This window comes from Citrobacter sp. Cpo065 (genome assembly GCF_030332805.1).
In the GTDB taxonomy this organism is placed as follows: Bacteria; Pseudomonadota; Gammaproteobacteria; order Enterobacterales; family Enterobacteriaceae; genus Citrobacter; species Citrobacter portucalensis.
Genome location: NZ_JAOWHC010000029.1, coordinates 1 through 13,549 on the forward strand (window position 1 = coordinate 1; position 13,549 = coordinate 13,549).

At 51.9% G+C, this 13,549-nt stretch carries 11 protein-coding genes; 5 read left to right on the forward strand and 6 right to left on the reverse strand.

The genetic code is table 11. The features are described from left to right. Window positions 1-39: 39 nt before the first annotated feature. The 4 genes from OGY68_RS06060 to OGY68_RS06075 all read right to left on the reverse strand — a co-directional run bounded on the left by OGY68_RS06060 (window position 40) and on the right by OGY68_RS06075 (window position 4,153). Complete coding sequence (locus OGY68_RS06060; protein WP_223849070.1) at window positions 40-549, reverse strand: hypothetical protein; 510 nt, start codon at window positions 547-549, stop codon at window positions 40-42. Between the two features lie 183 nt (window positions 550-732). Beyond that, window positions 733-1,827: a 4Fe-4S binding protein gene (locus tag OGY68_RS06065; protein ID WP_057067068.1), complete on the reverse strand. Its 1,095-nt coding sequence runs from the start codon at window positions 1,825-1,827 to the stop codon at window positions 733-735. Between the two features lie 220 nt (window positions 1,828-2,047). Then, entirely contained in the window at window positions 2,048-3,442 is a 1,395-nt protein-coding gene (locus OGY68_RS06070) for a diguanylate cyclase (protein WP_057067071.1), read from the reverse strand. Window positions 3,443-3,520: 78 nt separating this feature from the next. Next, a complete protein-coding gene (locus OGY68_RS06075; RefSeq protein ID WP_008783857.1) occupies window positions 3,521-4,153 on the reverse strand; it encodes a LysE family transporter in 633 nt (210 codons plus the stop codon). Window positions 4,154-4,478: 325 nt separating this feature from the next. Here OGY68_RS06075 and yahO point away from each other — a divergent pair, with 325 nt between their 5' ends. After that, window positions 4,479-4,754 carry a DUF1471 family periplasmic protein YahO gene (yahO, locus tag OGY68_RS06080; RefSeq protein ID WP_032942474.1) on the forward strand — a complete coding sequence of 92 codons (276 nt, stop codon included), beginning with the start codon at window positions 4,479-4,481 and terminating at the stop codon, window positions 4,752-4,754. A 32-nt stretch (window positions 4,755-4,786) separates the two neighbouring features. On the opposite strand, the gene prpR is transcribed toward yahO, so the two are convergent. Continuing rightward, window positions 4,787-6,397, reverse strand: a complete 1,611-nt coding sequence (gene prpR, locus OGY68_RS06085; RefSeq protein ID WP_057067073.1) for a propionate catabolism operon regulatory protein PrpR — start codon at window positions 6,395-6,397, stop codon at window positions 4,787-4,789. A gap of 253 nt (window positions 6,398-6,650) precedes the next feature. On the opposite strand from prpR, the gene prpB reads away from it, so the two are divergent. From prpB to prpE, 4 genes are all read left to right on the forward strand, one after another. Beyond that, complete coding sequence (gene prpB / locus OGY68_RS06090) at window positions 6,651-7,532, forward strand: methylisocitrate lyase (RefSeq protein ID WP_003830903.1); 882 nt, start codon at window positions 6,651-6,653, stop codon at window positions 7,530-7,532. An 80-nt stretch (window positions 7,533-7,612) separates the two neighbouring features. Then, complete coding sequence (gene prpC, locus OGY68_RS06095) at window positions 7,613-8,782, forward strand: bifunctional 2-methylcitrate synthase/citrate synthase (protein WP_057067076.1); 1,170 nt, start codon at window positions 7,613-7,615, stop codon at window positions 8,780-8,782. Between the two features lie 39 nt (window positions 8,783-8,821). Then, window positions 8,822-10,273 carry a bifunctional 2-methylcitrate dehydratase/aconitate hydratase gene (locus tag OGY68_RS06100; protein WP_057067077.1) on the forward strand — a complete coding sequence of 484 codons (1,452 nt, stop codon included), beginning with the start codon at window positions 8,822-8,824 and terminating at the stop codon, window positions 10,271-10,273. Between the two features lie 40 nt (window positions 10,274-10,313). Next, the gene (gene prpE, locus OGY68_RS06105; RefSeq protein ID WP_057067078.1) at window positions 10,314-12,200 is read left to right on the forward strand and encodes a propionate--CoA ligase; all 1,887 of its coding nucleotides are present in this window, start codon (window positions 10,314-10,316) and stop codon (window positions 12,198-12,200) included. A gap of 94 nt (window positions 12,201-12,294) precedes the next feature. On the opposite strand, the gene OGY68_RS06110 is transcribed toward prpE, so the two are convergent. Then, entirely contained in the window at window positions 12,295-13,548 is a 1,254-nt protein-coding gene (locus OGY68_RS06110; RefSeq protein WP_057067081.1) for an MFS transporter, read from the reverse strand. Window position 13,549 lies beyond the last annotated feature (1 nt).

Consider the following 13,549-nt stretch of genomic DNA (forward strand, 5'->3'; position numbering starts at 1 on the left):
GGCCTGATAAGCGCAGCGCATCAGGCTTTGTGATTGCGGCTATTGTGTAAAACCGTTCTGCAGACAAATCTGCGCGCTGGTTCTCAGCGTAAAGGCGACTTTGTCTGGGTACTGGCTGTAATAGTTATGTTCTTCTTCCAGCCCTTTTGCCTGCGCCAGACGTACCGTTTCCAGCGAGCAGGTACGGTAGATCAGGTCTTTATTCATATTGGTCTGCTTCTCGCGCTGTTTATCTGCGGACAGCGCCAGCCAGCTTTCGGACAGTGAGTAATCGTAGACCACCCGATTTCCTTTCGCCTGCACGTTCTCAATGGTAATAAATTCGTCGATTTTCAGTCTTGGCTGCCCGCGCATTTTTTTCTTATCTTCTGCGGCGGCATATTGGGCCAGCGCATGAATATCCATACTGGCTATTTTCTGTTTATAAGCATCTACATAAGCGGTAGGTTGCTGATAATGCTGAGCGTAAGCGTTTCTTAATTCCCCGTCATTCATCGTACAACCTGCCAGAAACAGAGGTAATAGCAGTGCCAGTTTTATTTTAGTCATGATGTTATCCCGTTCATTATTTTGATCCCAGTCGCCCATAACAAAATAGAAAAATTATTACAGATGATATTTAAGGTTGTATAAACGAGAGCGCGATGGCACAAGTTCAATTGTCTTAAAATGGCAGGACAGGCGGGAAACCCTGCCAGAATTGGCAGGGTTTTGAACATAATGATATAAAAATTAATGGCCGATCATCTTTGCCTTCGGGATCAGCTGGAAATACATATGATCGGGCACTGGCGTATCCCAGACATTGGTATAAACGGCATAACCAATGGTGGCAAACAGAATGCCAAGCACCAGTAGCGTCATGGCAACACCTGATAGCGTCCTCTGTCGCCATAACGGTTTACCGTTGTCTTGCGCCCCTGGTGGTGTTTGCAGTGAGAAGCTCAGCGTTGAGGCCACCGGGCAGGATTCAACGCAGGTCATGCAGCCAGTGCATTCCACGGTACGCACCTGAATCAGTCTGTCGACCGGGATATGCGACGGGCAGTTTTTCGCGCATTTTCCGCAGTCGATGCAACTGTCTGCGTTACGGCGGATTTTAAACGGCGAGAGCAGCGAGAACAGACCGAGCAGCGCACCATAAGGGCACAGATAGCGGCACCAGGCATTGCGAATAAACAGGCTCAGGACACTGATAACGACAACAAAGATGAGCGTAGCGGAGCCAATATGGCGAAAGAAATCGAGCATCTTCACGTCGATAATCATGCCATAGGCCGACATTAGAAAATACTGAATCCCCTGTGCAGGCATCGACAGGGCGATATACAAAAAGAAACTCAGCAGCAAATACTTCAGACTGAGCAGCGGGATATCCAGCCAGCGCGGCAGCGTGAAGTTGCGACCAAATACTTTTTTCCCCAGATTGCCGAGCAGTTCGGACAGCGTGCCCACCGGGCATAACCACGAACAGAAGGCTTTTTTTAACAACAGACTAATCAGGATAAACGCAACTAACAGCAGCATGGAGGCGGCATGGATAGGCGGAAGAAAACCAGTCTCCAGCGTATAGCGGATATTCATCAAACCCGCGATTGGTAGCCATCCCTCAATACCACCTGGCCTTGGAATATAGACGCTGGTGCCGGCGGTTTCGAAATAGCGGACCCAGTAATAGAACGTTACGCCAATATAAATATTAATAGCCAGCAGGAGAAACTGGGTGGCTTTTCGCCAGCTGCTGGCGTTGCGCCAGTCATTCCACGGCAGTTTGCCTCCGATCGTGCCTGGACGGCGCTGCCAGCGCGTTCTTTTCTTCCCGTTCATGGTTTTATACTATCCCTCATATTTCCCCTTCTGCATTCAGAAGGCGTCATCACCGGGATATGCTAGCGCTATTCAGATTTGGTGTATTTGATTTACATCTTATTACGTGGCTGTTATTTTCATCATGCCAATAGGCCTGAATAAAAATAACAGCTCGGTATTTATCGCCGATCAGATAAATACCCTGAACGGGGTATTTATTTCTCTGTGGCGGAGAAGGTTATTCCTGATATACCTCTATGCGATCGCGGCCATTACTTTTCGCCAGATAAAGCGCGCGATCGGCTTTATCAACCAACTGTTTATAGTCGGGATGATAGTCATATTCGGCGATGCCAATGCTGACGGTAATAGAAAATGATTCTGCCGCCGATGCCGCCATGCACATCTCGGCAATCTTCATACGCAGCGTTTCGAGGATAATACTGGCCTGCGACTTGTCTGACTCGACGAGCAGGATCATAAATTCTTCACCACCATAGCGAAACACGTAATCGCTGCTACGGATATGATCATAAATGACCGCTGCGACGTTTTTGAGCGTCAGATCGCCGGTATTATGCCCATAGTTGTCGTTAATTTGCTTAAAGTAGTCGATATCCAGCATCGCCAGGGTGAAGGGCTTCCGCGCATGTAACGCTAACGAAATCTCACGCCGCATGATGGTTGGAATAAAGCGGCGGTTAAGTAACTGGGTCAGCGAGTCTTTACCATTTTCCTGTTTAACCAGTGCGTCAAACATTGAGGCGAGCAGGAAATGGATTTTTGCCGATAGCTGGCGGACATCCTGCAACAGGCTCATCCTCTCAGGTTCTGTTGGCTGATGCTGATGCTGATGCGAAAAGGTGGTCGTCATGCGGTTGTCGATCTCTGCTATCAGCGATTCCATTTCTTTCAACAGATTGCTGTTGCCGAGAATGTGTTTTCCTTTATGTGAGAACCACATACCAAAATCAGAATTCGCCAGAAATACCATCTCACCGAAAGGCATACCGATGGCGATGTTATAGATAAACTGATTTTCCCAGTCGGTAAATGAGCGAATTTGCCGTTCGCGCTCGACGTTAACGTCATCGTAAATGGTCTGCAGGCGATACTGCTCCTGCGTATGCAGAGAGTTTTGGTGGCTTGGGGAATAGGAGACGGTCATGGCCTCCAGCGCAGTATCCATTGCCAGGCTGCTGAAACAGATAGCATTGCTCAACAGGGAAGACGAGTCGTCAGCTTTGGTTTTCAATACCCGATACAGCTCATCCTTGAGCTTACGCGCGCCGCGGTTTACCAGATCGATGGGCAGGCCGATACGGGCATGCACCACGCCAATTTCTCGCTGTTTGGCCAGCAGCTGCGGTAGATCTTCGTGCGCGCTGCCAAGCACGCTGCGTAACCAGTCAAACATACTGCCGCTGAGGCGGGTACTGACCTGTTCTGTATTGAGGAACAATGCGCTCTGGGCATGGGAGAGCATATAGTCATAAAAAACGGTCACTAAATGGCGGATCTCTTCATCGCTTAACGATGTGAGGAGCAAGTGAACTTCAGGCGATGTTTGTCGTATCAGCGCCTGCCATTCTGTAAGGAGTAATGTGTCGTTTACCGGTTCAACCTGTTCCATCTCACTGCCACTCACCTGCGATTAAAAATTCAGGCGGTATTACGGACAATTACCTCACGATGGTCAAGTTAAACTCTCTTATCGATGGCTAATACCTTCATAAATAAGTCTTAGCGCGAAAACACCTATTATTGCGCCAATCACCCGGCTGGCAACGCGTTGGATGCGACCATACGCCCGTCGCACGGCAGGCAAAGAAAATGCCTGGCTGAGAAAAATACGCCAGATAACGGAAGACAACACAATGCCTGCCCAGGCCATCAGTCTGGCCCACGTAGGCGTGTCTGCGCTTAAGGTGACCGAGAAGATACTAATAAAAAACAGTACGGTTTGCGGATTTGATAAATCCGTTAGTAATCCACGGCGGAAAAACACATACCAGGGAGCGGAAAGCGGTTGCTGTAGAGTGGGCATTTGCGGCGTGGCCTGATGGCGGATGCTGTTCCAGGCAAACCACAGCAGATAGGCGCCGCCGACAATCTTAATCAATGAAAATATCTCTTCACACTGGGTGATTAGCGTTGCCATACCAAAGAGCCCAAGGCCGGAGTAAAACGCATCACCTAAGGCAACACCCAGACCGGTCATCACACCTGCGCGTCGTCCGGATGCCAGGCTAGTTTGTACTACCACGAACAGGTTTGCGCCGGGGTTAAAAAAGGTTAAAACAAACAGGCTGATGGTGAGAACGACGGCGTGCAGAGGTTCCATAGACAACATTTCCATTAGTAAGCGCTTAAGTGACAGCTAACACTATAATTTTAGTGTGTTCATCATTCTGCGTATTCACTCACACTGCGCAGTGAAACGCGCTGAGATTTGCAAATGACTTCATAGATTATTTTGTGCAAACCTGGCGCGTCAGATAACGCGACGGCACAGGTTTTCTGTTATCAACGATTCGCAAAATCTCTTTATATTTCCGCCTGCTCTGGATCTTTTTGCCAGGCTGAACTACTTATTAATCATCCTTGACTCGCATGTCGAATGTTCAGGGGTCGATGATGGCATATATAACAAAATCTGGAGCTTTTATATGAAAACTGGAATTAAAGTACTTATTGGTGCGTTAGCTTTTGTTGTGACCAACGCGTACGCCGCGGAATTTATGACGAAGGTTGAGTTTGAAAAGGTTGAGTCTCAGTATACAAAAATCGGTGATATTTCAACGAGTAATGAAGTCTCTACTTCGGATGCTAAAGAAGACCTTTTGAAGAAAGCTGAAGAGAAAGGTGCTGACGTGGTGGTATTAACCTCCGGCCAAACGGATAACAAAATCCATGGCACAGCGAATATTTACAAGAAAAAATAACGCGCTACTGTAAAAGACACGATACCCGCCGGTCATTGTACCGGCGGTTTTTCTTTTAGCCTGCGCCAGAACGTGGTTCTGCTAATTCCGAGATACCGCGCGGCGGCAGTTTTGTCACCATCAAATTGTGCCAACACCTGTTGCGGCGTCAGCAATGACGATGCTTGCGGTGAGTCTGCAACAATGGCCAGTTCCGGTAACAGCTGTTGTAAAAAATCCACATTCAGCTCTGGCTGCGGCTCGACGCTTAAAAACAGTGCCAGACGCTCCATCATATTACGCAGTTCGCGGATATTCCCCGGCCAGCCATAATTCAGCAACGTCGGCTGACTTAATCCCAGCCCCTTGCGAACAGGCTCAGAAAACGGCACGTCCAGTTCCGCCAGCGACTGTTTTAAAAAGCCTTCCGCTAATGGCAGGATATCGGGCAACCGTTCGCGCAGCGGCGGCAGCTTGAGGCGTAAAATGCTCAGGCGATAAAACAGATCGGTACGAAACTCTCCCTGCTTCATCTCCTGTTCCAGATTACAGTGCGTGGCGCTAATCACCCGGACATCGACCGGAATCGGCTGATGTCCTCCGACCCGGGTAACCTCTTTTTCTTCCAGCACACGCAGCAGTCGGGTTTGTAACGGCAGCGGCATCTCGCCTATCTCGTCAAGAAACAGGGTTCCGCCGTGAGCGATTTCAAACAGGCCCGCGCGTCCCCCTCGGCGAGAGCCGGTAAAGGCGCCATCCTCATAGCCGAACAGCTCCGCTTCCAGCAATGACTCGGTGATTGCCCCGCAGTTGACGGCAACAAACGGCGGTGAGGGTTTACCGCGCCGATTCTCCTGACGGGTGAAAAACTCACGGTGAATGGCCTGTGCGGCCAGCTCTTTACCCGTTCCTGTTTCGCCCTGAATGAGGACCGGCGCACGCGAACGGGCGTACAGCATAATGGTGTGCCGTACCTGTTCCATCTGCGCAGAGTGACCGCGCATATCTCCGAGCGCGTAGCGAGTGCGCAACGTATCGCCAGAGGCGTACTGACCGTTTCTGCGTAATGTCAGGCGGGTCATATCCAACGCATCGACAAAGGCCTGGCGCACGGTGGCCGCCGAATAGATAAAGATGCCGGTCATGCCTGCTTCTTCTGCCAGATCGGTAATCAACCCCGCACCAACTACCGCTTGTGTACCGCCAGCCTTCAGCTCGTTGATTTGCCCACGAGCATCTTCCTCGGTGATATAGCTACGCTGTTCAAGCTGCAAATTGAAAGTTTTTTGAAACGCGAGAAGCGCCGGGAGGGGTTCCTGATAGGTAATGATGCCAATTGACGAGGTGAGTTTTCCCGCTTTTGCCAGTGCCTGTAGCACGTCGAATCCGCTGGGTTTAATCAGGATCACCGGAATAGACAAACGGCTTTTCAGATATGCGCCGTTGGAGCCTGCCGCAATGATGGCATCGCAACGCTCGGTGGCCAGCTTCTTACGGATATAGGCCACCGCTTTTTCGAAACCAAGCTGAATGGGGGTGATGGTCGCCAGATGGTCGAACTCCAGACTGATGTCGCGAAACAGTTCAAACAGGCGGGTGACCGAGACTGTCCAGATAACCGGTTTATCGTCGTTCACTCGCGGCGGTAGATGCGTATCTGCCATAACTAACCCCAAAAATTAAGGAACCGAGTAGTAGGGTTTAGTTGTGTTTCATAAATGTTGCAATGAAACGTGAAGGAACGTTTCATGAAACGATAGCTGACACGCTTTTGTGCAACAAAAATAGAAACATTGGATTTAATCTGTTGTTTTAAAAGATAAAAAATTAAATTGAAGAGAAAATAAGCTCCCTGGCATACCCCTTGCTTTAGAAATATCAACGAACGATAACAAGTTGATAACAAGAGGACGGGATATGTCTCTACACTCCCCAGGGCTGGCGTTTCGCGCTGCGCTCACTAAAGAAAACCCATTACAAATCGTTGGCACCATCAACGCCAACCACGCTCTGCTGGCTCAACGTGCCGGGTATCAAGCGATTTATCTCTCCGGCGGCGGTGTCGCTGCGGGGTCGCTGGGTCTGCCGGATCTCGGCATTTCTACCCTTGATGATGTGCTGACTGATATTCGTCGCATTACGGATGTTTGCCCGCTGCCATTGCTGGTGGATGCGGATATTGGTTTTGGATCGTCTGCATTCAACGTGGCGCGTACCGTCAAGTCGATTTCCAAAGCGGGTGCTGCTGCGCTGCATATTGAAGATCAGATCGGCGCCAAGCGCTGCGGTCATCGCCCGAACAAGGCGATCGTCTCGAAAGAAGAGATGGTCGACAGGATCCGCGCAGCCGTTGATGCGCGCACCGATCCCAACTTTGTGATTATGGCGCGGACCGATGCGCTGGCGGTGGAAGGATTAGAGGCTGCCATCGATCGTGCCCAGGCGTATGTCGAAGCGGGCGCTGACATGCTGTTCCCGGAAGCCATTACCGAACTTGCGATGTACCGCCAGTTTGCCGATGCGGTACAGGTACCAATTCTCGCCAACATCACTGAGTTTGGCGCCACACCGCTGTTTACCACCGATGAACTGCGCAGCGCGAACGTTGCGATGGCGCTATACCCGCTGTCAGCTTTCCGCGCCATGAACCGCGCGGCGGAGAAGGTTTACAACGTGCTGCGTCAGGAAGGTACGCAAAAGAACGTTATCGACATTATGCAGACGCGCAACGAGCTGTACGAAAGCATCAATTACTACCAGTTCGAAGAGAAACTCGACGCGTTGTACACAAAAAAGTAACCGTCGTAGGCCGGATAAGGCGTAGCCGCCATCCGGCAATAAATTAGTACCCTACATATTACAATAATGACGAGGACAACATGAGCGACACAACGATCCTGCAAAATAGTACCCATGTCATTAAACCCAAAAAATCGGTTGCGCTGTCAGGCGTCGCTGCCGGAAATACTGCCTTATGTACCGTGGGTAAAAGCGGTAACGATCTGCACTATCGTGGCTACGATATTCTTGATCTGGCACAACAGTGCGAATTTGAAGAAGTTGCGCATCTGCTGATTCACGGGAAATTACCCACCCGCGATGAGCTCACCGCCTATAAAAGCAAACTGAAAGCGCTGCGCGGATTGCCCGCTAACGTGCGTACCGTACTGGAAGCGCTGCCTGCCGCCTCGCATCCGATGGACGTGATGCGCACTGGTGTTTCCGCGCTGGGTTGTACGCTGCCGGAAAAAGAAGGACATACCGTCTCCGGCGCACGCGATATTGCCGACAAACTGCTGGCTTCGCTCAGTTCTATCCTCCTGTACTGGTATCACTACAGCCATAACGGCGAGCGCATTCAGCCGGAGACCGACGATGATTCTATTGGCGGTCACTTCCTGCATTTGCTGCATGGTGAAAAGCCATCACAAAGCTGGGAAAAGGCGATGCACATTTCGCTGGTGCTGTACGCCGAGCACGAGTTTAACGCTTCTACCTTCACGGGGCGTGTGATTGCGGGAACTGGCTCTGATATGTACTCCGCGATTATCGGTGCGATTGGCGCACTGCGTGGGCCGAAACACGGCGGAGCGAATGAAGTATCGCTGGAGATCCAGCAACGCTATGAAACGCCGGATGAAGCCGAAGCAGATATCCGTAAACGCGTTGAAAATAAAGAAGTGGTGATTGGCTTTGGTCACCCGGTTTACACCATCGCCGACCCGCGCCATCAGGTGATCAAGCGTGTGGCGAAACAGCTTTCTCAGGAGGGCGGTTCGCTGAAAATGTACAACATTGCCGACCGTCTGGAAGAGGTGATGTGGGAAACGAAAAAGATGTTCCCTAACCTCGACTGGTTCTCGGCAGTCTCTTACAACATGATGGGCGTCCCCACGGAAATGTTCACACCGCTGTTCGTTATCGCCCGCGTCACTGGCTGGGCGGCGCACATCATCGAACAGCGTCAGGACAACAAAATTATCCGTCCTTCCGCCAACTATACCGGCCCGGAAGATCGCGTATTTGTCTCGATTGAAAAACGTTGCTAATGCAAAACCTCTAAAGATAAAAAACAGGAAATGTACCCTATGTCTGCACATATTTCGAACGTCCGCCCTGAATTTGACCGTGAAATCGTTGATATCGTTGATTATGTCATGAACTACGAGATCACCTCGAAGGTGGCGTATGACACCGCGCATTATTGCCTGCTTGATACCCTTGGCTGTGGCCTGGAAGCGCTGGAATATCCGGCCTGTAAAAAACTGCTGGGGCCGGTTGTACCGGGTACCGTCGTCCCGAACGGTGTGCGCGTACCAGGTACCCAGTTCCAGCTCGATCCGGTGCAGGCGGCGTTTAACATCGGTGCGATGATCCGCTGGCTGGACTTTAACGACACGTGGCTGGCCGCAGAATGGGGTCATCCTTCCGATAACCTCGGCGGTATTCTGGCGACGGCTGACTGGCTGTCGCGCAATGCGGTGGCGGTGGGTAAAGCGCCGTTAACCATGAAAAAAGTGTTAACCGGAATGATTAAAGCCCATGAAATTCAGGGCTGTATCGCGCTGGAAAACTCCTTCAACCGCGTCGGTCTGGATCACGTCCTGCTGGTAAAAGTCGCCTCCACGGCGGTGGTTGCCGAGATGCTTGGCCTGAACCGGGATGAAATTCTCAACGCCGTCTCGCTGGCGTGGGTCGACGGTCAGTCGCTGCGTACCTATCGTCATGCGCCGAATACCGGCACGCGTAAATCCTGGGCGGCTGGCGATGCCACCTCACGTGCTGTACGTCTGGCGCTGATGGCGAAAACCGGTGAAATGGGATATCCATCTGCACTGACGGCGAAAACCTGGGGCTTCTATGATGTCTCTTTCAAAGGCGAATCTTTCCGCTTCCAGCGACCGTACGGTTCGTACGTGATGGAAAACGTGTTGTTTAAAATTTCCTTCCCGGCAGAGTTCCACTCGCAGACCGCGGTAGAAGCGGCGATGTCGCTGTACGAGCAGTTACAGGCTGCAGGTAAGACCGCTGCCGATATCGAAAAAGTGACCATTCGTACGCACGAAGCCTGTATCCGCATCATCGATAAAAAAGGCCCGTTGAATAACCCGGCGGATCGTGACCACTGCATCCAGTACATGGTGGCTATCCCGCTGCTGTTCGGACGCTTAACGGCGGCAGATTACGAAGACGGCGTGGCGCAGGATAAACGCATTGATGCACTGCGTGAAAAGATTAACTGCTTCGAAGATCCGGCCTTTACTGCCGATTACCACGACCCTGAAAAACGCGCCATCGCGAATGCCATCACGCTTGAATTCACCGACGGCTCACGCTTTGAAGAAGTGGTAGTGGAATACCCAATCGGCCACGCGCGCCGTCGTAACGACGGTATGCCGAAGCTGGTCGAGAAGTTCAAAATTAACCTGGCGCGTCAGTTCCCGACCCGTCAGCAGCAGCGCATCCTGGATGTCTCCCTGGACAGAACTCGCCTGGAGCAGATGCCGGTCAATGAGTATATGGACCTTTATGTAATCTAAACCTGCGTGCGGCAAGGCGTAAGTTCAACAGGAGAGCATTATGTCTTATAGCGAGTTTTATCAACGTTCTATTACGCAGCCGGAGTCGTTCTGGGCCGAGCAGGCCCAGCGTATTGACTGGCAGCAGCCGTATACGCAGGTACTGGACCACAGTAACCCGCCGTTTGCCCGCTGGTTTTGCGGTGGTACGACCAATCTGTGCCACAACGCCATTGACCGCTGGCTGGAGAAACAGCCTGACGCGCTGGCGCTGATTGCTGTGTCATCAGAAACCGAAGAAGAACGCACGTTTACCTTTCGTCAGCTGTATGACGAAGTGAACGTCGCGGCGGCGATGTTGTTGTCGCTGGGCGTACAGCGTGGCGATCGGGTACTGGTTTATATGCCGATGATCGCCGAGGCGCACATTACGCTGCTGGCCTGCGCACGTATAGGGGCGATCCATTCGGTGGTGTTCGGTGGTTTCGCCTCGCACAGCGTAGCGGCGCGTATCGACGACGCCCGACCGGTGGTTATCGTGTCGGCGGATGCCGGGGCGCGCGGCGGTAAAGTCCTGCCGTATAAAAAGCTGCTCGATGATGCGATCGATCAGGCGCAGCATCAGCCGCGTCATGTGGTATTAGTCGATCGCGGTCTGGCGAAAATGGCGCGGGTAGAGGGGCGAGACCTCGACTTTGCCACGCTGCGCCAGCAGCATCTCGGCGCACGGGTACCGGTTGCCTGGCTGGAGTCGAACGAAACGTCCTGCATTCTCTACACCTCCGGGACAACCGGTAAACCGAAAGGCGTCCAGCGCGACGTTGGCGGCTACGCGGTCGCGCTGGCGACCTCGATGGACACCATTTTCGGCGGTAAAGCGGGCGGTGTGTTCTTCTGCGCGTCGGATATCGGCTGGGTTGTTGGGCATTCGTATATCGTGTATGCCCCGCTGCTGGCGGGGATGGCGACAGTGGTTTACGAAGGGTTGCCAACGTATCCAGACTGTGGCGTATGGTGGAAAATTGTTGAGAAGTATCAGGTCAGCCGGATGTTCTCCGCCCCAACCGCCATCCGCGTGCTGAAGAAATTCCCGACCGCGCAAATCCGCAATCACGATCTCTCCTCGCTGGAGGTGCTGTATCTGGCGGGTGAGCCGCTGGATGAACCGACCGCCAGTTGGGTAACGGAAACGTTGGGCGTCCCGGTTATCGACAACTACTGGCAGACTGAATCCGGTTGGCCGATTATGGCGATCGCTCGCGGGCTGGACGACCGCCCGTCACGGCTGGGCAGCCCAGGCGTGCCGATGTACGGATATAACGTGCAGTTGCTCAATGAGGTAACCGGTGAGCCCTGCGAAGCGAATGAAAAGGGCATGCTGGTGATTGAAGGGCCGCTGCCGCCGGGCTGTATCCAGACTATCTGGGGTGATGACGCGCGGTTTGTGAATACCTACTGGTCGCTGTTTTCTCGTCAGGTGTACGCCACCTTTGACTGGGGTATTCGCGATGCGGACGGCTATTACTTCATCCTTGGCCGTACGGATGATGTCATCAACGTGGCCGGGCATCGGTTGGGGACGCGTGAGATAGAGGAGAGTATTTCCAGCTATCCGAACGTTGCCGAAGTGGCTGTGGTCGGCGTGAAGGACGCGCTAAAGGGGCAGGTCGCGGTCGCGTTTGTCATTCCTAAGCAGAGCGACAGCCTTGAAGATCGCGACATCGCACATTCGGAAGAGAAGGCGATTATGGCGCTGGTGGACAGTCAGATTGGTAATTTTGGCCGCCCGGCGCACGTCTGGTTTGTGTCGCAGTTGCCGAAAACGCGCTCCGGTAAAATGCTGCGTCGCACAATTCAGGCGATCTGTGAAGGTCGCGATCCCGGCGATCTGACGACCATTGACGATCCGGCGTCGCTGCAGCAAATCCGTCAGGCGATCGAAGAGTAACATCGTGTGATGCCCGGTGGCGCAATGCTTACCGGGCCTTTTAGTATCGTAGGCCGGATTAACCACGTGAGTGGTGCATCCGGCAAAGAGGCTTTTACTGCGCGACGCTTTCGCGACGACGCCGCAGGGAAAACGGTCCCGGACCGCTAAGGGTAAATACGGAAATCAGCGTGAAGCTCAGCGCAATAATCCCCAGCACCAGATAAGCTCCCTGGAAACCAATACTCTCATACATTTTCCCGGCCAGAACTGACATGAAAATCATTGCTAACTGTTTGAAGAAACAGAAACACACCAGGTAAATCGTGGCCGAAAAGCGCACTTCAAACTGACTGGTGATGTATTTGAAGCAGCCGACGATCAGGAATGGTATCTCAAACATATGCAGCGTTTTGAGGATAACGACCTCCAGCGCAGTGGTGGCGAATGACGAGCCAATAATCCTTACCGACATAATCATACCTGCCAGCAGCAGGGCGTTCTTCCCGCCAATGCGATTTACAATCAGCGGCGCAAAGAACATGATCGAGGCATTGAGTAATTCACCCATGGTCGTGACGTAGCCAAACACGCGGGTGCCCTGTTCGCCGGTGGCAAAGAACGAGGTAAAGAAGTTGGCGAACTGCTGGTCAAACACATCGTAAGTACAGGAAACGCCGACCACATACAGGGAGAGGAACCAAAGTTTCGGTTGTTTAAATAACTCCAGCGCCAGCTTCAGGCTGAATGCCGAGTTATTGGCGCCTACCGCATCCGCGACTTTTGCAGAAGAGGGGGCATCTGTTTTTGAAAATAACAGCAGCAATGCCAGAATGACCGCACAGCCAGAGCCTAACCAGAAGACGAATTGGTTATTGATGGTGAACATAATTCCGGCAATCGAGGCGCACAGCGCCCAGCCCACGCAGCCAAACATGCGCGCGCGACCAAATTCAAAGTTGCTTCTGCGGCTGGCTTTTTCAATATAGGCTTCAATCGCTGGGGCACCGGCATTGTAAATAAAGCCAAGGTAAATCCCGCCGACAATTGAACCCAGTAAAATATTAACCTGCAATAATGGGCCAAATACGTAAATAAAGAACGGGGCAAACATTACCAGCATGCCGGTAATTACCCACAGCAGATGTTTACGCAGGCCAAGCTTATCGGACAGTAGTCCGAAAATTGGTTGGAATAACAAAGAAAACATCGAGATACAGGCGAAGATGATGCCGGTATCGCCTTTACTGATATGGTTTACATCGTGTAACCAGATAGGGAAGAAGGGGAAATACGCACCCATAATAAAAAAGTAAAAGAAGAAGAAAAAGCCGAACATCCAAAAGTTAGTGTTTTTTAAATAATACATA

Coding starts and splice junctions, on each gene's coding strand:
- OGY68_RS06060 (WP_223849070.1), bottom strand. CDS start 549: ATGACTAAAATAAAACTGGCACTGCTATTACCTCTGTTTCTGGCAGGT.
- OGY68_RS06065 (WP_057067068.1), bottom strand. CDS start 1,827: ATGAACGGGAAGAAAAGAACGCGCTGGCAGCGCCGTCCAGGCACGATC.
- OGY68_RS06070 (WP_057067071.1), bottom strand. CDS start 3,442: ATGGAACAGGTTGAACCGGTAAACGACACATTACTCCTTACAGAATGG.
- OGY68_RS06075 (WP_008783857.1), bottom strand. CDS start 4,153: ATGGAACCTCTGCACGCCGTCGTTCTCACCATCAGCCTGTTTGTTTTA.
- yahO (WP_032942474.1), top strand. CDS start 4,479: ATGAAAACTGGAATTAAAGTACTTATTGGTGCGTTAGCTTTTGTTGTG.
- prpR (WP_057067073.1), bottom strand. CDS start 6,397: ATGGCAGATACGCATCTACCGCCGCGAGTGAACGACGATAAACCGGTT.
- prpB (WP_003830903.1), top strand. CDS start 6,651: ATGTCTCTACACTCCCCAGGGCTGGCGTTTCGCGCTGCGCTCACTAAA.
- prpC (WP_057067076.1), top strand. CDS start 7,613: ATGAGCGACACAACGATCCTGCAAAATAGTACCCATGTCATTAAACCC.
- OGY68_RS06100 (WP_057067077.1), top strand. CDS start 8,822: ATGTCTGCACATATTTCGAACGTCCGCCCTGAATTTGACCGTGAAATC.
- prpE (WP_057067078.1), top strand. CDS start 10,314: ATGTCTTATAGCGAGTTTTATCAACGTTCTATTACGCAGCCGGAGTCG.
- OGY68_RS06110 (WP_057067081.1), bottom strand. CDS start 13,548: ATGTATTATTTAAAAAACACTAACTTTTGGATGTTCGGCTTTTTCTTC.